This is a genomic window from Sphingobacterium sp. HMA12 (genome assembly GCF_002933815.1).
In the GTDB taxonomy this organism is placed as follows: Bacteria; Bacteroidota; Bacteroidia; order Sphingobacteriales; family Sphingobacteriaceae; genus Sphingobacterium.
This window is the reverse complement of record NZ_BEYR01000007.1, coordinates 47,460-66,953: the sequence shown is the minus strand read 5'-3', so window position 1 is coordinate 66,953 and position 19,494 is coordinate 47,460. Positions and strand designations below refer to the sequence as shown.

17 protein-coding genes are annotated in these 19,494 nt (G+C 41.0%); 7 read left to right on the top strand and 10 right to left on the bottom strand.

Annotation, left to right across the window (positions count from 1 at the left end; translation table 11 throughout):
* Positions 1-204: 204 nt before the first annotated feature.
* The 3 genes from HMAT_RS24445 to HMAT_RS24435 all read right to left on the bottom strand — a co-directional run bounded on the left by HMAT_RS24445 (position 205) and on the right by HMAT_RS24435 (position 3,350).
* Complete coding sequence (locus tag HMAT_RS24445; RefSeq protein ID WP_199768756.1) at positions 205-1,824, bottom strand: DUF6377 domain-containing protein; 1,620 nt, start codon at positions 1,822-1,824, stop codon at positions 205-207.
* A 179-nt stretch (positions 1,825-2,003) separates the two neighbouring features.
* On the bottom strand, positions 2,004-2,255 hold the full coding sequence (locus HMAT_RS24440; protein ID WP_104385461.1) for a hypothetical protein: 252 nt from the start codon (positions 2,253-2,255) through the stop codon (positions 2,004-2,006).
* Between the two features lie 531 nt (positions 2,256-2,786).
* On the bottom strand, positions 2,787-3,350 hold the full coding sequence (locus HMAT_RS24435; RefSeq protein ID WP_158656118.1) for a DUF4468 domain-containing protein: 564 nt from the start codon (positions 3,348-3,350) through the stop codon (positions 2,787-2,789).
* Positions 3,351-3,718: 368 nt separating this feature from the next.
* Here HMAT_RS24435 and HMAT_RS24430 point away from each other — a divergent pair, with 368 nt between their 5' ends.
* On the top strand, positions 3,719-4,348 hold the full coding sequence (locus HMAT_RS24430) for a helix-turn-helix domain-containing protein (RefSeq protein WP_104385459.1): 630 nt from the start codon (positions 3,719-3,721) through the stop codon (positions 4,346-4,348).
* 101 nt (positions 4,349-4,449) lie between these two features.
* A complete protein-coding gene (locus HMAT_RS24425) occupies positions 4,450-5,661 on the top strand; it encodes a serine hydrolase (RefSeq protein WP_104385458.1) in 1,212 nt (403 codons plus the stop codon).
* Here HMAT_RS24425 and HMAT_RS24420 read toward each other — a convergent pair.
* The 4 genes from HMAT_RS24420 to HMAT_RS24405 form a co-directional block, all read right to left on the bottom strand.
* Entirely contained in the window at positions 5,628-6,332 is a 705-nt protein-coding gene (locus HMAT_RS24420) for a hypothetical protein (protein ID WP_104385457.1), read from the bottom strand. The two genes, HMAT_RS24425 and HMAT_RS24420, sit on opposite strands and share 34 nt — an antisense overlap.
* Entirely contained in the window at positions 6,329-7,339 is a 1,011-nt protein-coding gene (locus HMAT_RS24415; protein ID WP_104385456.1) for a hypothetical protein, read from the bottom strand. The genes HMAT_RS24420 and HMAT_RS24415 overlap by 4 nt, the downstream gene beginning before the upstream one ends.
* Positions 7,340-7,466: 127 nt before the next feature.
* Positions 7,467-7,736 carry a hypothetical protein gene (locus HMAT_RS24410; protein ID WP_158656117.1) on the bottom strand — a complete coding sequence of 90 codons (270 nt, stop codon included), beginning with the start codon at positions 7,734-7,736 and terminating at the stop codon, positions 7,467-7,469.
* Between the two features lie 121 nt (positions 7,737-7,857).
* The gene (locus HMAT_RS24405; protein ID WP_104385454.1) at positions 7,858-8,454 is read right to left on the bottom strand and encodes a hypothetical protein; all 597 of its coding nucleotides are present in this window, start codon (positions 8,452-8,454) and stop codon (positions 7,858-7,860) included.
* Positions 8,455-8,882: 428 nt separating this feature from the next.
* Here HMAT_RS24405 and HMAT_RS24400 point away from each other — a divergent pair, with 428 nt between their 5' ends.
* The 5 genes from HMAT_RS24400 to HMAT_RS24380 all read left to right on the top strand — a co-directional run bounded on the left by HMAT_RS24400 (position 8,883) and on the right by HMAT_RS24380 (position 12,738).
* The gene (locus HMAT_RS24400) at positions 8,883-9,329 is read left to right on the top strand and encodes an Hsp20/alpha crystallin family protein (protein ID WP_104385453.1); all 447 of its coding nucleotides are present in this window, start codon (positions 8,883-8,885) and stop codon (positions 9,327-9,329) included.
* A 76-nt stretch (positions 9,330-9,405) separates the two neighbouring features.
* A complete protein-coding gene (locus HMAT_RS24395) occupies positions 9,406-9,696 on the top strand; it encodes a hypothetical protein (RefSeq protein ID WP_104385452.1) in 291 nt (96 codons plus the stop codon).
* A 209-nt stretch (positions 9,697-9,905) separates the two neighbouring features.
* Positions 9,906-10,760 carry an NEW3 domain-containing protein gene (locus HMAT_RS24390; RefSeq protein ID WP_104385451.1) on the top strand — a complete coding sequence of 285 codons (855 nt, stop codon included), beginning with the start codon at positions 9,906-9,908 and terminating at the stop codon, positions 10,758-10,760.
* Positions 10,761-10,784: 24 nt separating this feature from the next.
* Positions 10,785-11,783, top strand: coding sequence for an ABC transporter ATP-binding protein (locus tag HMAT_RS24385; RefSeq protein WP_104385450.1), 999 nt, complete (start codon positions 10,785-10,787; stop codon positions 11,781-11,783).
* Positions 11,746-12,738 carry an ABC transporter permease gene (locus HMAT_RS24380; RefSeq protein WP_104385449.1) on the top strand — a complete coding sequence of 331 codons (993 nt, stop codon included), beginning with the start codon at positions 11,746-11,748 and terminating at the stop codon, positions 12,736-12,738. Before HMAT_RS24385 ends, HMAT_RS24380 begins: the two co-directional genes overlap by 38 nt.
* A gap of 191 nt (positions 12,739-12,929) precedes the next feature.
* Here HMAT_RS24380 and HMAT_RS24375 read toward each other — a convergent pair whose 3' ends face one another.
* Genes HMAT_RS24375 through HMAT_RS24365 form a run of 3 tightly spaced genes read right to left on the bottom strand, consistent with a single transcriptional unit; the run spans position 12,930 to position 19,338 of the window.
* Entirely contained in the window at positions 12,930-14,375 is a 1,446-nt protein-coding gene (locus HMAT_RS24375; RefSeq protein WP_104385448.1) for a TlpA disulfide reductase family protein, read from the bottom strand.
* A gap of 5 nt (positions 14,376-14,380) precedes the next feature.
* The gene (locus HMAT_RS24370) at positions 14,381-15,799 is read right to left on the bottom strand and encodes a RagB/SusD family nutrient uptake outer membrane protein (protein WP_104385447.1); all 1,419 of its coding nucleotides are present in this window, start codon (positions 15,797-15,799) and stop codon (positions 14,381-14,383) included.
* A 38-nt stretch (positions 15,800-15,837) separates the two neighbouring features.
* On the bottom strand, positions 15,838-19,338 hold the full coding sequence (locus HMAT_RS24365) for a SusC/RagA family TonB-linked outer membrane protein (protein WP_158656115.1): 3,501 nt from the start codon (positions 19,336-19,338) through the stop codon (positions 15,838-15,840).
* Positions 19,339-19,494: the final 156 nt, after the last annotated feature.

Below are 19,494 nucleotides of genomic sequence, written 5' to 3'. Positions count from 1 at the left end.
TGACGATAGGTAAAACGTAAAAATAGATTTATCAAATTGGTATTGGTTCTATCGGCATTCCTTTGGAAACAAATGTATAACGCAAGAGCCCTACTTGCAACTGCAAGTAGGGCTCTTAGTAAACTATTGAAACAGAGAAATTAAATCAAAAATCTAACACACAATCAGTTACAAAATAACAAGAAAACTATTTTGGTAAATGATTTAGAATTGATTTGTGGATACTGCACCCAATTTTCGTACTTTTTCTTCGAAATGTTCCACATCATTGATGGCCTTACTCTTTACTTTGCTTTTATAGTTATAGATGGTTTGCATTGAATAACGTAAAAATATGGCGATCTGGTTGACATCAGAAATCCCCAGTCGTATCAAGGCAAAAATACGGAGTTCGGTATTGAGTTTATCCTTTTTCAGCTGGTACTGTTCGTCCGGTCTAAGTAGGCTATTAAATTCATCGACAAAATTGGGGTATACCTCCAGAAAAGTCCGGTCAAAATCAGTATAAAGATCCTGCGTATATTTTTCCAGTGATGTACTGGAAGAGGTAAGTTGCTGCAGGTCTTCGAGCTGGCGGCTTTTGACCTTGCGGTATACATTTTTTCTGAAATCATCCAATTTGTCCAGGTACACCGCACATTGATTGAGGTAATAGCCGATATAGCGTTCACGTACGAGATTGGCCTCGTCCAGTTTATGGTTGACGAGCTTCAGCTGCTCATTGGTCATATTGAGATTCTTCCGGGCACGGGATACAATCTTTATCTGTTTAAACAAGAAATAGAGCGTAAGGATTAAAATAACGGCAAATATGCTGATCACGATTGCATAAAGACGCAGGTTTTTCTGTTGTTGGTTTATCTTGGCCAGATAGGTTGCCTCAATAATAGGTTGGGTACGTGCGATCACGGTATTGCGGAAGCGCGAATTATAGTAGTTTGCATCGTCTAGCGCAGCCTGAATATAGGTAAAGGCTCTATTTACGTTGCCTTTTTTATTTAAGTAAATTGCCAGGGTCAATAATGACTCATTTTCTTTAATTGCCAGACTTACATCTGTTATTGCGGCCATGACAAGATATTCTTCGGCTAATTTCATTTCCCCCATATCTTTGGCGATCATGGCAAGGCCCATTGCAGACATCCCGTAGCCATGCGTATTGATTTTTTCTTTTTTAAACAATCTCAGCTGGATATCGCGGGACTCTTTGAACATACCGTCTGCTTTGAGCTTAAATGATTTTTCTTTGAGGTACATATCCGAAGTTGGATCAAGCAGACTCATAAGGCTATTTCTAGATTTGGCAATTTCAACCTCGTATGCGCTATTGTAGGTATCATGGTCAGTATATTTGATCAGGTTTTCATAATAGCGGATATAGCTCCAGTGGTAGAGGACTTTAAGGTGCTGCGGCAGTCCATCATAATCGATCTGCTTAAGTACGTCCCATGCTTGGGTAAATAATCCTGAGATAGAGAGAACAAAAGCCAATTTGGTCTGGCTTTCGGTCATAAGCATTTTATCATTCAATTGTTTGGCTATCGAGATATTGCTACCAATATAGGTAAGCGAAGAATCGCAGTTTAAGGTCTGGTATTCAAAAATTAACTGGTTTTGGATCTCATAGCGCTCTTTAGCCGCCGAATGGCTTTTTAACAGGCCTTTAATTGAATCTATCCGGTGAATCTTGGCATCTAAATAAACCGCCCGATTACCTATTGTCTTGTCCAGGACCTGCAATAAGGAATCTACTTTGGTCGCGTACAGTGGTGTACAGTAAGCTATCGCAAAAATGCATAGAAGAATAAGTTGTCTCGCTTTCACTAGGTTATTATAATTGATCAACGTCACTCAAATATAAACAAAAATTCATTCGCGAAACCCCACAATTATCTAGTTAATTTTATTGTTGCATTAAAAATAGCGCACGATGCGACAAACACTGATGCTATTAAAGAGAGGTTCACTTTGCCAGGATACAGCTAGGTAACTGGGCAAAATAATTAGTAAAACTTCTGAATTTTCTTTAGATAGGTGATCGATTTAGGAGGATTGATACTATCCTTAAACTCTTTATACACACTATAAACGGCACTTTTTTCACCAAGCTCATCAGCCTTGAGTAGATAAAATAATGCCTGATTTCTAGAGATGCTATCCTTACCATTAACTTCTATTCCACTTATTGTCCACTCCCATATAAGCATTTCATATAAATTCATATAAACTTCTGGAAATTGGTGTTTATTCGCCATTAATAGCGCATAGTAATATTATTTAGGCATTTTTAAGACAAGCCAATAATTAGTTGAAACTTTATTTTAAGCACTGAAATCGTCCTCATTATTTACCCTACGCCAAAGCGAATCACCTACATTGTTGGGTATTTCCGTTCTCCGGGATCGTCAATGATTCCCTCTTGGGATTTTTGATTACAGCTTATAAAAAGAAGTCAAAAAGAATGACAAAAAGCTGCAGTAGTTTTCTAATCGTTATAAATCAGATTTTTTGAAAGATAATCTTTATATTTCTTTCCTAGCATCTACAAAAACATACCGAATATCAGGTGGATGATCATCATGAACCGCAAAATTCAGATGAATACATTTTCGTATCATAATAATGGGAATCATAATCTCCCTTTTATAATCAGGTGGTGCAACTGACATTATTCCATAATTAAGTTAGTAAAAATATACAACAAATCCATCGGACCAAAGCCGCCTGAGAAAACAAAAAAGCCTCCATCCGGAGGCTCTCTCATTATATATTATTTGGTGGTTTTTCTACCAATTGTCATTGGACTTGCTATCGTTGATGCTCTTTGAGAATTCAGCAATATACTTATTGATGAACGCATCTAATCCCTCCTGTAAGCTCTTTCTGGCCACTTTACCATTGCTACCATACAACGCATTTTTTGACATGAAGTTATTCGTGCCGTTCAGAGGATATTCAATCCCACCCGGTGACTCAAAATATTTGTAATTCGGTGCGAGTCTTATTTTCGCATCTTTGAAGTCTAATGTAATTTTATAATAAAAATCATAGTATGTTTTTGAGCCCAGATAGGTGGTATAAACAGCTTTCTGCTCCATAGCATCAATGACAATCTGCTCTCCTTCTATTTTCGTCGTAACTTTCTCCGGATTATTATAATATGAATTCACATATTTTAGCGCCGCTTTATAGAGATCATTTTGTGATCTACCGGCGAAATTCAACACGACATAGTTTTTGGACTCATCGCTAGCATCTACAAAATCCTTCGGTGTTATTTTCATTGATTGTGCTTGCACAAATGCTGTAACGACACAAAACAATAAAACGGCAAAAAACTTCTTACTCATTACTTGTAGCCCTTTTCTCAATTTAAGATTAGTTATATTAATATATGCTGCTATATCAACAGATATTATGCCAAGATCGTTCATCGGGCATTTAAATAATCATTTTAATCTTTATCTTTTAAGAAAAATGAACAAATTAACAATGTGAACACTCATAATGAGACACTTATATTTTTAACACCTTTTTTTTCCTTCCCAATACCCTCTTTTCGAGATTATTGATGATACTGTCCTTGATTGCGGGAGTTCGCGATATCGCTTTCAGTAACTTCGCACAAGCTTCTAGACATTAGACCGCTTGCACGCAACTTAAAATATGGTTATATTTAGTTGCCTTAAAAAACAAGCCCAGGCAGTATTGGCGATCGATGGATAAAGAAAAACAAACTTTTGATTTAGCCCGCATACGGCTGGAGAAAGGACTCACGCAACAGGAACTAGCGGAGCTGTCTGGTCTTACCAGCCGTACGATTCAACGTATCGAGAAAGGTGAGGTCATCCCCTATGGTGATTCTGTACGAAAGCTGGCGCAAGCGCTTGAACTATCCGTGGCCGAACTGTATTCCAGTTCCCGCGATACGCAAACCTTAGAACCTGCCGAGACCATACCAACATTCGAAAATAGCGAAATGAAAGAAGTAACAACAATTGCAGAAACCAGAATTCTAAGCTTTTTCCATTTTATACCCTTAGCAGGTGTTATTTTTCCGTTGAGCAATCTATTGCTTCCACTTTTACTTTGGATCAATTATAGAGACCGCAATAGCTTATACGACTACCACGGACGGCTATCGCTCAACTTTCAACTCACCATGAGCCTGCTATTGCTGCTGCTGATCGTATTGCTTGTCTTCTACTTTCCCGTTGGATTCGCCCTGTTCATCTTGATATACCTCTATACCTTTGTCAGCTGTATTGTCAATGGCATACGTGCACTGAACAACCAAATCCCAAGATACTTTATTGCAATTCCATTTTTAAAGATTCCAACCTGCTAGTTTTAGGTTTTTATGCCTTTCATGCGACATGTCGCGCAGTTGTCGTGTAGTTGTCGTCACAATTTCAATGGGCTTATTCAGATATTTGAAATAAAAAAGCCATGAAAAGGATCTATTTTTTTATCAGCCTGATAGCACTCCTATCCTATAACCTGCAAGCGATCTGTCAAAGTACCATTATCACACACTTGGATGGCACGACGATCACTGGAGCTTCCGTTGACAGCATCGTTAATGCGCTCATGGTTAAGGCCAATGTACCCGGAATTGGCCTTGCTATTCTCAATAAAAAAAAGACTGTCTACCTCAAAACCTACGGTTATAAGGATAAACTTCGTGGCGAACTGCTCGATACCGCATCCATTGTCTATGGTGCATCCTTCAGCAAAGCCGTGTGCGGGTATCTCTGTATGAAATTGGTCGATAACAAGCTATTGGATCTGGACAGACCATTGTATCAATACCTCAAAAAACAGATCCCCGAATATCCGAATTTTGTTGGACTGAAAGGAGACGAACGATGGAAAAAAATCACAGCACGCATGTGCCTCAGCCATACAACCGGTTTCCCCAATTTAAAATGGTTTGATCCTACAGCAACCAATCCGGATTATGATTCGCTCGGAGTTGTCAAAATCTATTTTGAGCCCGGTTCACGTTATGCCTATTCCGGAGAAGGCTTCAAACTTCTTCAATTGGTATTGGAGGAAATAAGCGGTCAAAGTTTTGACGATCTGGCCAGCGCACTCATCTTTAATCCCATTGGCATGCGCAGATCGGGTTATGTCTGGCACAGCAGTTTTGGTGATGATCTGGCCATAGGTCACCATGAACGTGGACAGCAGGATGTAAAAAGCAAAAAGACTGTTGCTGTTGCGGGCGGTTCCCTGGTCACGACCATCAGTGATTATGCGCGCTTTATCGAATATATCCTCCAAGGGAAAGGCATCCGAAAAAATACCTTTGAGGAAATGATCCGTCCACAGATCCGCATTTTTTCCAAGACCCAGTTCCCGCCAATCAGCAACGAAACAACAAGCGAAAACCAAGCGATTCAACTTGCTTATGGACTGGGCTGGGGACTACTCAAAACACCCTATGGTCGAGCCTTCTTTAAAGAAGGCGGTGATGATGCATGGAAAAATTACAACATCAATTTTATTGACCAGGGCATTTCCATTGTGATGATCTGCAATAGTGTCAATGGCAGCATGCTGTTTAAAGACCTGCTCGCACAGCTGATCGGCGATACTTTTACTCCCTGGAAATGGGAGCAGTATTATCCTGTTGGTGTTTCCCAACCTTCGGATTGATCTTGACTACTTTTTAGCTGCATATACTGCCGATAGGTAAATGTTTTATATTCAGGCTGCTCTTTCGCTTCGAGATAATATTTATAAAAGCGGAAATAGCTACTTTGGGGAGCCTCTTCTCTGATGAGATTCCGACTGGTTTTGTTGACCACAAATAGCAGCGCAGTTTTGAGATGTTTAGCTATCCGCTCGGGGTCATATACATCGAATTGTATTCCGAGATAGTACAACATCCCCTCTTTTTCCCATACTCTGCAGCTCACCTCTTTATCTTTGTAGTAAAAGTCTGTTGTCCCGAATTGCTGATCAAAATAACCAGCTAATAGTTCCGTTTCTTCAATCGTCTGAATAGCTATTTTATAAGCCTGAATAGTCTTATCCTCACGATCCTCAAAAAATTCCACCTTATTGGACGCATAGATATGCTTATCATAACGATTGAGATTACCGGCCAATGCTATTCCACCAAACCGCATAACTGAACTACTGTCACTGATGAATTTCATTGTCTCCTCCTCAAGAAAAGTTTTGTACGGATCTGTTTTCACGCCCAGCGTATTGAGCTGTTTCTTTTCGATTGGAAATCGCAGATCAGTCAAATCAAATTGCTTTTGTTTACATGAGATACACAGCAAGACAGTCAGCTTACATAAGATTAGTAGTTTCCTCATTTTTCCACCTGTTTAGGCATACTTAAAATATCTTCCTGTTCCCTGGCTTCCCGCTTGCTCAATTCCATCAGGTCCAAATCAGGATGGTAGATAGACTGATAGTTATTTGAAAAGATAAAGCGGAGGTATCTGGCCGTTCCTGCGGCCTCCGCAAACTTTTTCGGATCTTCATAAAATGACTCCTTACCCATATACTGTTCGCCCGGGGTTGCAAGCGCCCTACCTGATTTATCCTTGTCCGACCATCCTCCCTGACGGTTAAAAAAGGATATGTCAGATTTGTAGTTTTGGTATTCGCCCTGATACACATGTGTCTTTTTTTTCGGATCTGTATACGTTATCTTAAAATTGATGTCATCCACAAAATCAATCTTATAGGCCGTCTTCTCTTTGCCGAATATAAGTCTCATCTCATTGTACTCCGAATTTGATGGTGATCGTTCGTATTTGGCTGTAAGATACCAGGTGGTATGCTGAAGCGGGTAAGTCTCCGTAGCCGGAAATGTATAATTATCCGAAGAAAAAGGAAATTTTTGTCCTTTATCATAGATCAACAGAAATTTTATGGTATGAAGCCGCTTATTGTCAATGACGGTATCCCCGGGGATCATGTACTTAACCACCGGATTGTTAAATGTAGCTTGATAGGTATGCGCGTCGATCTGCTCAAGCTTAGGCTCATAATCGAGCAAGCGCGCCCTAAAAACGCTAAGATCAACAGCAGTAAGGTAGGTCAGCAGCAGTTCATTTTTATTATCCTGCTGCCTGGTGGACAGTGACAGTCTTTCCTTCGTCTGCGGATGTATATAAAGGCTATCATTCACCCGCTGGAATCCCGTTGGTAGGAGGTAACTTTGATTTAACTGAGCAATTTTATCCGCTTGAACCCCTTCATCCGTATAGAGAAGAATGAAATTTCTTGGATAGAATTTCTGCGCAAATAGGCTGTTTCCCAAACCGCATATCCACATCAGCAGACTTAACAACTTTGCTGTTTTCACGTTCATTTTTTGCTTTTATAATCTCTTTGGTCATAAAGATAGGGATAACATCGCGGAAGGCAGGTCTGTTTTAATATCCGCATTAGCTCAGTTACGATTCGCGAACTTCAGCAAAATATTGTTGAGACCAAAGTTATACCTTAAAGGTAAAAGTCAGCGCAAAATAAAGGAGAACGAGCCAGATCAGCAGAAAGACACTGTTGACAAAAAGCAGGAACAAGCCCAAAGTCGTCAATCTTGATTTTATTGCAAAAATGAGCGCCAATACCACCAATAGGAATATTAGAAATATACCTATCCCATCAAGATCATGCCGGCTCAGCTGCTCCATATAATTAAACAGCAATATAGAAACGACAATATGTAGGCAAGTAGCGATTAAGCTCAATCTGGCGTTGGACATAGCTTTTTTTAGCAAATATAATGAATCTGGTAAAAGACAATTATAGGCTCATTTCATCGGCTAAGCTAAACATATAAATCCAGACAGCCAGCTTCACCTCTAAAAGCCTAGCATAAATACGCTAGGCTTTTATTTTTGGATCTATCCAGTAAGCAGTATGGTTCGTGTGGCTAAAAAATTCCATGGGCGTCACGTGACAGTCCATAGTATCCTGTAGTCCCCCATCAGTATAGCTGACCAGTTCTTCGGAGGGGACAACCATTCCTGTCATGATAGCTGATTCATCCAGACAGTTCAAATCAGACAATAGGACATTGATATTGTTGGACACGACCCATTGTTCCATCTCTTCTTTGGTAACTTGCCGTACCCTTTCAGCCAAAAATTTAGCTTCTTCAAGCTCCTTTTCAACACTATTGGGATAAAACAGCTTGAGGAATGCAACATATTTATCAACATGTTTCGTGCGGATGGCTTCATTGCGCAGAAATTGCTTCTCCCCCAATTGTCCGTACTCTTTCGCGTATTTACGCAGTTCCAATTCCGACAATTCCCGATCCGACCAGTTTGCCAATTCCGACAGGGCATACACATCGGTGCCATGTCCATCACATTTATTCAGATATTCCCAGACATCCCCCTGGACGATTTTGGGCTTCTTATGTTCCAGAATGTTGTATCCCTCGGCTATCCAGGTTTCAATTTGTTCCCGTTTCATATATCAATTTTTAAATAAATACCTACTCGCTAATCAAAAGATGCACATTGAACCAAGTCAAATCCGACAGCTTGTACGATCAGATGTGCTGATTACCTATCTTATAAACAATCGGTGGGAGCTGAAAGTTTCCCACAAAAAAGAAAAGGCCAGGAACATACAAGAATCCTGACCTTTATAACTAAGTTATCCATCAAATGGATTATTATAAGGACAATATTCAGTTGGAAATAGTTTAAAAAAGCTACAATTAGGTCCCTTTTTGCCTAAAGCTCTATTTTTTCTGTCAATTTATCATGTAAAATTTGACAGTTTTGGTGCAAAAATTTCAGTTTTTTAAGCTCGGTATTTTTTTTGTAGATTATTTATTACAGTCGGCCGGCTGGCAAATTTTAATTATTGTTATACTTCATTAAAAGGAGGTTACTATGAAACTTGCAAAAAGAAACTGGAACAATTTTTCACTTTTTTCGCCCATGTTTGATAATTTTAACCGTGAGCTTTTAAACTGGGACAACAAAAATTACTCATCCACAAGCACCACCGTTCCTGCGGTCAACATCAAGGAAAACGGAGACACCTTCGAAGTTGAGGTCGCTGCTCCAGGCATGGCAAAGGACGATTTCAAGGTGACACTCGATGGCAACCTATTGACCATAGCTTCCGCTAAGGAGGAACAAAATGAGGAACATAAAGACAACTATACACGCCGGGAGTTCAGTTACCAATCTTTCCAGCGCGGCTTTGAGCTTCAGAAGGATGTAGTTGATCAGGATAATATCCAGGCACGCTATGAAAATGGTATGCTACGATTGACAATACCTAAAAAAGAAGAGGCCAAACAGAAAGAACCACGGCTGATCGAAATATCCTAAAGATCCAAATAGCAACTTTAACTTGGTTAGCCTCCCCTGGAGGCTAACCTATTTTTCAGTCTTTAATATAAGGATTATGAAAACATCAAATTATTATATTGAACTACAGATGTACTGCCAGGGACGATACATCACTATCGCCAGTTTCGACCAGAACAGCTGCGAAAAGATTATTCATGAATTATTTGATGAATTACGTGGTGACCATGAGGCCTCGGATATCCGACGATTGCGTATCAATCTTCTGCTCAATGATACAGCGGCTTCAAAAACACAATTAAGATCAATACACTGTACACTGGATGAATTGGCAGAAAACACCAAGATTATCATTAAGAAGACCTTCAGGTCTGTAAATTTCGACTAACGGCAGTCAACTCAGGCATTCAGTATAAATGATCACCTTACAGATCATTTAAGCACATTATTTTTACAATCGTTTTTTTTCTTTCACCCTTGATTTTTATCAAATTGATTTTTAATTTGGGAGCGGTTTTTACAAAAGGTACCTGATACCCAAACCGACATTTTTTAAAGCTAATATTCTATTTAAATATAAATTTTAGTTATTGGATCATGTTAACAGAATTACTAATTACAAACACAGACCGACGTTTTTCTTTCAGGCCATTTTTTATCGCACTTATTGTGCTGGCAAACAGCCTCTATCTATCGGGGCAAACCGTGAAACCGCTCAAATCCAGTTTTGAAGCAAGATTGATCAATATCGAGGCCCCTAGCAATGAACCTTTTCGTTATACGACGACCCTGACCAATGGTTCTGCTCAATTGGTCAACTACAACTTGAATGCAGAGCTCCCCGATGGATGGCAGATTAGCTATCGCGTGGAAGGGTCACAAGTGACCTCCCTGCAGATGCAACCCAATAAAGTACAGGAAATAAGTATTGAAATCAGTTGTCCCATTACCGCTAAACCTGATAAATATAAAATTCCAGTACGGGCCATATCCCCAACCGATACGCTACAACTTGAGCTGGAGGCAGTCGTCAAAGGCTCCTATGCACTTGAGCTGACCACACCCAGTGGGAGACTCAGCGACGAAGTCGTATCCGGCAGCAGCAAGGAAATTCTGCTTAAGGTCAAAAACACAGGCACTCTTCCGCTCAATGCATTGGAACTTAGTTCCCAACTACCCAGCAGATGGGAGGCGAGCTTCGATCCCTCGAATATCAAACAGCTCGAAGCAGGCAAATCTATTGACATCAAGGTCAACTTAAAAGTTCCCGACAAGACTATCGCTGGTGACTATGCGGCCAAATTCGAGATCAAGTCATCCAACAGCAACGCCGACATTTCATTCCGTATGATCGTCAAGACTTCTTTGCTTTCTGGCTGGATCGGCATACTGGTCATTGTATTGGCAATAGGTTTGGTGTATTATCTCATCCGCAAATACGGCCGCAGATAAGGGCGCGAAAAAAAGATTATCATTATGAAGGATCCTATCATTCAATTGACAGGCCTGACCAAAAACTACGGTAAAGTAACCGCCGTAGACAAGTTGGACCTGCATATTTATCCCGGAGAAATCTTTGGCCTACTCGGCCCCAATGGCGCCGGAAAGACAACCAGTATTCTCATGATGCTGGGCCTGACCGAACCTACAGCCGGCACAGCCTATGTCTGTGGCCATAATGCCACGCGCAATCCTATCGCAGTGAAACGCAAAGTTGGCTACCTTCCTGACAATGTAGGTTTCTACCCGGATATGACAGCCTTGGAAAACCTATGCTTCATTGCCGAATTAAATGGACTGACTGAATCCTATGCGCAAGCTGCCGCTAAAGACATGTTGCATGTTGTAGGACTCGAACGGGAAATGCATAAAAAAGCGGGTGCATTTTCCCGCGGGATGAAACAACGCCTAGGCCTAGCCGAAGTGCTGATCAAGGCTCCCGAGGTTGCCATCCTTGACGAGCCTACGCTGGGCATTGATCCTAAGGGCGTTGATGAATTCCTCGAGCTCATCAAAAGGCTCAGCCGAGAGCACAACCTTACCGTACTACTTTCTTCACACCACCTCCACCAGGTACAGCGTGTATGCGATCGGGTAGGCATTTTCGTTGGCGGTAAGTTACTGGTTGAAGGATCTATTGAAAGCCTGGCCCAGAGCCTACAGCAGCAGCAAGGAGTCAACACAGTCATTACTCTTGAACAGCCCCCGGGCGATAGCGCAAAAATTGAACAAGCACTCCATGTGCTGCCGGGCATTCGCAAGCTTGCTATTACGGGGCATTCGATCGAGTTGATAACCGACAATGATGCCACTGCGGCGGCCGTACGCATCCTGGTCAACAATGATGCTGACATTGTTTCCGTAAACCGCAATGACTACCAGCTCGACGATATTTATAATACATATTTTGAGAACAGCATAACAACACATACTGTCTATGAAAAATCCAACGGTTTCTTCAAAAGATATCAATAACCGACCATCCGTTCCGATGCAGGTGCTGGTCCGCAAAGAAATCGCGGCACATATCCGCAGCTGGCGTTTTATTATACTGATCTTGCTCATCGTACTGACCTTCGGAGCATCCCTGTATGTTTCATCTATGGGACTCAAAGACGCTGTCAGCAATATGCGCGACCCCGATCAGTCATTTTTATATTTAAAGCTCCTGACCACAACGGATAATTCCATTCCACCCTTTCATGTTTTTTTAAACTTTCTAGCACCATTATTGGGCATAGCCCTTGGTTTTGACGCCGTCAATGCAGAATATAACCATGGGACACTCACCCGTTTGCTGGCACAACCAATTTACCGCGACAATCTCCTGTTCGCCAAATTTTTAGCACCTCTAGCTGTTGTGGGCACATTATTTGTCGCGCTCGTCCTGTTGATGATCGGTGGCGGACTCATGGGTACCGGTGTGCGGATAGAACCCCAAGAATTGCTCCGCATTTTCGGTTTCACCTTGATCAGTGTGTTGTATGTTGCCTTCTGGCTGAGCCTGTCCATCCTGTTGTCGATCCGCTTTCGTCAGCCGGCCACTTCAGCACTTACCGCAATCGGCATTTGGTTGTTTTTTACCGTCTTCTTTCCTATCCTGGTGAATTTGGCCATTCGTCCATTTTTACCCAATCCCAATTATATTTCGGAGCAGGAATACATTGGCTATAATGAGCTGATCTTAAATCTGCTTCGCTTATCACCAAGTCAACTGTATACCGATGCAACCACCACCTTACTGATGCCATCCGTCCGCAGCCTGGGCCCTATCGCCATGGAACAGATGGTAGGCGCCATCCCTTCACCGCTCTCCTTTCGGGAAAGTTTTCTGATGGTTTGGCCCCAGATCAGTGGACTCACCGCCGCCATAATGATCTGCTTTGCCTGGTCTTATTACATTTTTATGCGGAGGGAAATAAGGAGCTGACAGCTATGATGTAGATGGGTTACATAAAGGAACTGCTTTAGGTGGCAAATAGATACTACAGGAGATAAAGTTACAGTAATAAATAATACAAGCATCCTAGACGATAGATCTAGGATGCTTCATCATGTTAGCCTAAATAAAAATTATCCATGGCATTAAGCGGTCATGTAAACAGCCTATACTAGCAATGACTATTTTGATTTACGATAAGACATGAGTTGTTCGAGAAGTTCTCTCCCATCGCTAGGCCGTTTGGCATCCCAATTGACAATTTCTCCCTGATCATCTACAATCAGATAGCGGGGAATTCCTACGAACTGGGGAAGCTCTTTATCCAACGCTTTGTGTAACGTTTCCCCTGCACGCATATTTAGTCCTTTGAGCGGAAACCCCTTCACCATCTCCCTCCATTTTTCATCAGCTTTTTCATTATCAATAGAAAGATAGAGCGGGGTATAGCCTATTTTTTCGAGCTCGTTATGCAAGCGTATACTATATTGTAGTTCCTGTTTACATGGCCCACACCAAGTAGCCCAGAGGTCTACATAGTAAAATTTCCCTTTAATGCCTTTCATCAGTTCTTTCAAATTGGAATATTTGCCTGTATTTTCCAAAAAAATTACCCCGGGAGTATCAATAAGCAATTTAGCGTGATAATCTTCCACTTTCTTTATCTCCGGTTTTAGAATGGAGATTATAGGACTTTTCGGAAAAGACTGCTCAAATTCCGAAAAATTTGCCATCCATATTTTTTCATTCTCGTTATTTCCCAATCCCATAACAATGCTATTCGCCCAGCCAAATTCTAGAAGCTTCCCTTTTAATACCGGTCTTAACCTTTCAATCTGCTGAATTGCATAAGGTGTTGCGCTGTGTTTTTCACCTCCCCCGTCGATAGAAAGTAGGCTACTGTAGCGGGACATTAATAAAGGAAAAAATGGAGATTTTGCCCAGTCTGTTGTTATTCCACTATAAAGCTCCTTCCAGGCAATTACAAATTGTTGGCTAACTTCAGCGGATTCACCACTATAAATAAGAGGTCTACACGTAAAAAAAAGATCGGTAGACCACAAAAGTTTATAATACATCTCGGATTCAGCCTTCAAACACCGAATAAAATCTGGTTCGATCTTCTTGACTTCCGACAGTTTCTCTATTTTCAAATAATCGGCCTTCTGCATACTATCCATCATTCGAAGGCGTTCCCTTACTGTTGAATACCGATCTAATTCTTGAAAGCGTGAGCGTGTATCTTCTTTTGAGATGCGATTATACAATAGCTGTCCTTGGCTATTATCCCCTTTAATCGCTAAACTATCATTTTCCAAGAATTGTATTTCAATATGCTGGCCGGGACGGGCAATAATTTTAGCCTCCCGAAAATTGTTGTTAACAACGATAATTTGCTGTTTGTCTAAAGGGATCTGATATTCACCTTTGAACGTTTTCTGATCCAGTGTATAATAAGTTTTATTGCCTTCAAAATAATAACCTGCCACTGGTGAAGTCACTGTTACTGTGAGATCTGAACTATTGGGTGCGTTAATCGTTAACAATACGCTTTTGCTTTGGGCAAGAGAAAAGGTTATGACGCTTATTATTAAAGCAACCATCAATATATATTTGCAAGTTTTCATTGTTGTTATGGATTTTGAGTGATTTGATTATTGACGGCCCGATCCGGAATAGACATTGTATATCGCGGACTATTGGGTTCCAATTTAATAATTTTGCCATTTGCCAGTTCGTGAATGGCAGTAAAGCTAAATTCGGGATCATTCTGGAGACGACGCATGTCAAACCAGCGTACACTCTTGAAGAGTAGTTCCGTTCGTCTTTCCCTGAAGATATATGTCATTGTTGAATTCGCTGTACTATGCCGTAGTGGCTGATAATATTTTTGCGCTATCCTATTTTTTCGGAGCGTATTTATCTGGTCAATTGCTTCACTAAATTTTTGAAGGCGAGCCATTGATTCGGCCAAGATAAGGTACATTTCAGCCGTGGTAGGGCCGGCACTATATTCATAGCTCAGCGCTCCCATATAGCTAAAACGGCCATCCCAATTTGCAATACTACCATCAGCACTGTAGGTAGGCACAATATTCATCCGTCTGAGATCGTGTGGATCAAAGGCCTGTATCGTCTGTGTCGCCAGCTGTTGAAATGCCATGCCCCGCGTATAACCGTAAAATATAATGTGCAAATTTTCCGGATTGAGCTGAGGGGTCATGATTGGAGCACCTGCCTTTGGAACGTAAAAACTAGGTGCATTTGTTGGTTCTCGGACTTCATACTGTGTGTTATAATCCAATAATGTACTATTCAATTTTAACGCTGTCTCCGCCGTTTCACCAGCTTTTTCATAAGATTTCATCATAAGGTAAGTTCTGGCCAGCCAACCATATGCTCCTATTTGATTTATTTGATAATTGCTCAATGAGCTCACTGGAATCAATTTAATTCCTTCCTGTAAATCCTTTACAATAAAATCAAAGGTAGCAAGAGTACTGCTCCGTGGAGGCAAAGGATCTGTTAGTTTATTGCTGACGACCAAAGGAACACCGAGTGCTGAGTGATCTCCGGAAGATTTGGGGATCTGTCCATAAATATTGTTCAGATAATAATAACAGATACCGCGACCGACCAGTGCTCTTCCTTTAGCAATTTTCCTGCGCTGATCGGTTGCACCAGAAGCCTGATCAATACCATTGATGACCGCATTGTACTGATAAATCTTATTATATAATTGATTCCAATAAGAATAATACTGGAAATCGGAAGGTGTAGAATACGGACTCGCTAACCAGAAATACAGGCGATAATCTACTGCCATGACATCTGTCCCCTCAACTAAAGAAGGATCGTAATAATCGTCAGAAAGTTTTTCAATGCCGTCAGACAACATTTTTGTTAGAGATATATCGTTCAGAATCCGCTCATAATCCTCTACCGTTTGTGGTATCACATATCCCTTGGGGGTAATATCAAGATACTTTTCACAGGAGCTAAGAAGACTCAGAACGACAGTTGATATAATGATGTGTATATACTTTTTCATGGAAAAAAATTACTTATTTCAATTTCTATTTGGTCCTTTTAGAATTTCAGATTTACCCCGAAAGCATACGTTGGGGAAATAGGCAATGTACGGGTTCCTCCTGAAAATGCTTCCGGATCAATTCCCTCGCTGTTCTTTCTGATCGTCCAAAGATTGCGCCCCTGAAGATTAATTTGAAGCGCCTTGATATACCGTTGTTTTCCTAACAAGGTCATCGGCATATTATAAGTCAAAATGAGTTCTCTCAGCTTGGCATAGCCTGCATTAAACACATTCACATCTAAAAAGTCACCATAATAGGTATACGTATAAAAATTGGAATCATCTAAAATAACATTTGGGATAGTGGTATACTGTTCATCTCCAGTTTTTTCCCAGGCATTGGCCAGTCGGCCATCTTTTGATTCGATGCCATAATAAGCAGCTGGCATATTCTGACGCATAACATGTCCCAGGTAAAAAACAAACATCATGTTCAGTTCAAAGTTTTTAAACCGAATATTGTTACTAAAAGCTCCATTACTTACAGGCCTTCTATTTCCAGAGTAATAAGCCAATGTGATATCATCTGTTAGACGATCCGGCTCGACTTCACCTTTTTCATTAAGAATCTGTAGCTGGCCTCGATCCGATGTCAATCCACCATATCGAACGCTATACAGCGCTCCATAAGGTTTACCTTCAAAATATGGTGTGCCGGCTGCAATGGCCCGCGGATTCGGGTAATTACTGCTTAGATGAACTTTTGTAATTTTATTTCTATTCTGCGCAAACATGAATGTCGTCGTCCATCCAAAATTTGGCTTTTTAATATTTTGAGTGGTCAACTGTATTTCAAATCCATCATTGTTCATGCTTGCTGTATTAAGCTGGGCTGTTTCGAACCCGTAAGTGGGGTTAATCTGTTCATCCCCCAAGAGATCACTACTCCGACGCAGATAGTAGTCTGCCTTTAGGCGAATACGGTGCTGATACATCGCCAAATCTAGCCCGAAGTTAGTCACAGCGGTTTTTTCCCACCGCAAGGCGTCATTTTGTGGCATGGTAATCTGCAAACTCGGCAATAACGTTATAAAATGGACATCAGCCTGTGCAATCATAAAGGGGCCAGAATTTTTCGGAATATTACCATTGATACCGTAAGTTGCCCGCAATAACAGTTCATTGATTGCAGGAATGGATTTAACAAAATCTTCCTGACCGATATTCCAGCTTAGCCCTGAAGACCACATCGGTGCATAACGGTATTTTTTATCCGTTCCGAATAGATTCGTCTGGTCAATACGGAGACTTCCAGTATACGTATATTTGTTTTTATAGGTATAAGAAGCATTCGCAAAAGCGGAGACAAACCTGTTCTCCAAATAACTTAATGCATCACTCGAAGGAAAGGATGTGCGCACCCCATTTAGGGCCTGAAGAATTGGCGTAACTTCCTGTAAACGCTGATAGTCTAACTGTACAAAATTGAGGCTATTGTCGTCGTAGCCATATTTTGTCAACTTACTACCTGTCATTTGCACCTGTTGGTTTTCCAGTCCCAATATGGCATTCACCTGATGTATCCCAAACGATTTGTTTAAATCAGCCCAGCCACGGATGACATGACTATCGTAATCAGTCCTGTTTTCATCCAGCCGCCCCCCTTGGGGAATATTAAAGGTAGGTGTAAATAACGTACCATCAGCATTCACCCGAACCTCATTGTTGCTCCCTAGTACGGGCGTAACATAATCATTTATCGTTTTGACGAGATCCGCCTGATCAGCATGTGCATATTGTCTCAAATAGGCATTTCCTTTTTCCAACTGATAGCTCACATTAAAGCCAATACCGGCATCCAGTTTATAATTCAATTCCGCCTGGATACGGCTATTATTATTCCTGTTTGTAATTTCTGTTCTATCCAGCTCCAACAAAGGGTAATAGGATTCATCTTCCAATCCCCATGCTCTTCGCTGTTCAATGGTATAGACATTGGAAGAAGATTGTCCCGCACTTCCTGCGGCTCTATTCATCGCTAATGGTTGCCCTGTTTTATCCGCTAACAGGTCATAGGGTTTTAGCCTGAAGATATTCAATGCTGGTACCGGAGATTGAGATCCATTACCAAAAGTAAAGTTGCTATTTATCCCCAAGCGAAGTTTTTGTGTGAGATCGATGCTTGTTTTTAAGAAGATGCTATAATTTTTGTTCCATTCTTTGAGATTATAACCTCTACGGTCTGTAAAATTTATGGATCCGTAGTATTGGAACCTATCCGTTGCTCCATTTAAGGCCAGACTGTGATTTTGCAGAAAGGGGTTCTGCATCAAAAGGTCTTTAATCTGCTGTGTATTATCCAGCTGAGCCAGACTAGTAACTTGGTTTCGAAATTGATCTGTAGTGATTCTTCCCGTCAGGGAGTCCATCAAAAACTGCGTATATTTAGAAATCTCCCTTCCTCTACGACGAATGCTCTGTTCAAATTGTGCCGTGCGAGGAATGAGTTTAGATTCAATAGTAATATCATCCGCCGCCCCCAGACGGTTTAAATAGCCGATATTAGGTTTAGGCTCAAATTGGAAACTGTTCGTGTATTGAAATTGAGCTTCCCCCGCCATCCCCTTCTTGGTTGTAATCACAATTACACCATTTGCAGCCCGGGCTCCCCAAATTGATGCCGCCGCAGCATCCTTCAGTACCGAAATGCTCGCTACATCATTCGGATTTATGCTATTGATATCACCTTCTATTGGAAAATTGTCAACAACGATAAGGGGCCTGGCTGTACCAAATAAGGTCGATACGCCGCGGATCGTCAGCGCATCTCCACCAGTATCTTTGCCATTGATCAGCATCAGTCCCGGAGCCATGCCCTCAAGTCGTTCCAGGACATTGGTCTGGATCTTGTTCTCAATTCTTTTTCCGGAAATAATGTCGAATGCACCAGAGGATCGTTCCTTAGGAAGTGTTTGATAGCCTGTATTGACTAATACTTCTTCAAGTTCCGCATTATTATTTTGTAAGATAATATCCCCCATATTAGATTTTATATTGACGATTATGCTATGCATGCCCACAAAGGAAACCTGTAGTTTATATAATGTATTGGGGACATTATCCAGGCGAAAAAAACCTGCTCCATCAGTAGTGGTACGAAGCTTACTTTCTACGATATAGATACCGGCACCGACCAGCGGCTTTTTATTTTCATCCAGAACACGTCCAGAAATTGATCGCTGAAAATTATCGTTCTTTCGTGTCGACTGTATGACGATACTGCGATTTTTGATTTGATATTGAAATGGTTGCCCCTTTAAGCAATACTCCAATACGGCATTCACGCTGACATTTTGCATATCAATCGTGATGCTACGCGTAGATTCAATATCCTTACTATTGTAGAGTATATCGAAATTACTCTGTTCACTTAGTTTTTCAAATACCTGCGTCAATTTCAGGTTCTTACCGGAAATGCTAACCGTTTGACCATTTGTTTTGGCGACAACCTGTACCAGACAGAAACAGAGAAATAGGGAGACTAATTGCATTTTCATGAGAATGCTTTTTATAGATGTCTGTTTTATCCAAAAAACATATAGCTTCTTAAAATATGCCATCACGAATGAAATATCATGGCACAAAACGCTCTTGGACAAATGATTTTTTATACTTTTGTTCATAATAGGGTTTCGAATGTGAATACTTTTTCC

What these genes read in the sequence shown, in the direction of transcription:
- HMAT_RS24380 (WP_104385449.1), top strand. Translation starts at nt 11,746, where the DNA reads ATGAAAAATCCAACGGTTTCTTCAAAAGATATCAATAACCGACCATCC.
- HMAT_RS24390 (WP_104385451.1), top strand. Translation starts at nt 9,906, where the DNA reads ATGTTAACAGAATTACTAATTACAAACACAGACCGACGTTTTTCTTTC.
- HMAT_RS24415 (WP_104385456.1), bottom strand. Translation starts at nt 7,339, where the DNA reads ATGAACGTGAAAACAGCAAAGTTGTTAAGTCTGCTGATGTGGATATGC.
- HMAT_RS24405 (WP_104385454.1), bottom strand. Translation starts at nt 8,454, where the DNA reads ATGAAACGGGAACAAATTGAAACCTGGATAGCCGAGGGATACAACATT.
- HMAT_RS24430 (WP_104385459.1), top strand. Translation starts at nt 3,719, where the DNA reads ATGGATAAAGAAAAACAAACTTTTGATTTAGCCCGCATACGGCTGGAG.
- HMAT_RS24435 (WP_158656118.1), bottom strand. Translation starts at nt 3,350, where the DNA reads ATGAGTAAGAAGTTTTTTGCCGTTTTATTGTTTTGTGTCGTTACAGCA.
- HMAT_RS24425 (WP_104385458.1), top strand. Translation starts at nt 4,450, where the DNA reads ATGAAAAGGATCTATTTTTTTATCAGCCTGATAGCACTCCTATCCTAT.
- HMAT_RS24375 (WP_104385448.1), bottom strand. Translation starts at nt 14,375, where the DNA reads ATGAAAACTTGCAAATATATATTGATGGTTGCTTTAATAATAAGCGTC.
- HMAT_RS24365 (WP_158656115.1), bottom strand. Translation starts at nt 19,338, where the DNA reads ATGAAAATGCAATTAGTCTCCCTATTTCTCTGTTTCTGTCTGGTACAG.
- HMAT_RS24410 (WP_158656117.1), bottom strand. Translation starts at nt 7,736, where the DNA reads ATGTCCAACGCCAGATTGAGCTTAATCGCTACTTGCCTACATATTGTC.
- HMAT_RS24420 (WP_104385457.1), bottom strand. Translation starts at nt 6,332, where the DNA reads ATGAGGAAACTACTAATCTTATGTAAGCTGACTGTCTTGCTGTGTATC.
- HMAT_RS24400 (WP_104385453.1), top strand. Translation starts at nt 8,883, where the DNA reads ATGAAACTTGCAAAAAGAAACTGGAACAATTTTTCACTTTTTTCGCCC.
- HMAT_RS24440 (WP_104385461.1), bottom strand. Translation starts at nt 2,255, where the DNA reads ATGGCGAATAAACACCAATTTCCAGAAGTTTATATGAATTTATATGAA.
- HMAT_RS24385 (WP_104385450.1), top strand. Translation starts at nt 10,785, where the DNA reads ATGAAGGATCCTATCATTCAATTGACAGGCCTGACCAAAAACTACGGT.
- HMAT_RS24370 (WP_104385447.1), bottom strand. Translation starts at nt 15,799, where the DNA reads ATGAAAAAGTATATACACATCATTATATCAACTGTCGTTCTGAGTCTT.
- HMAT_RS24395 (WP_104385452.1), top strand. Translation starts at nt 9,406, where the DNA reads ATGAAAACATCAAATTATTATATTGAACTACAGATGTACTGCCAGGGA.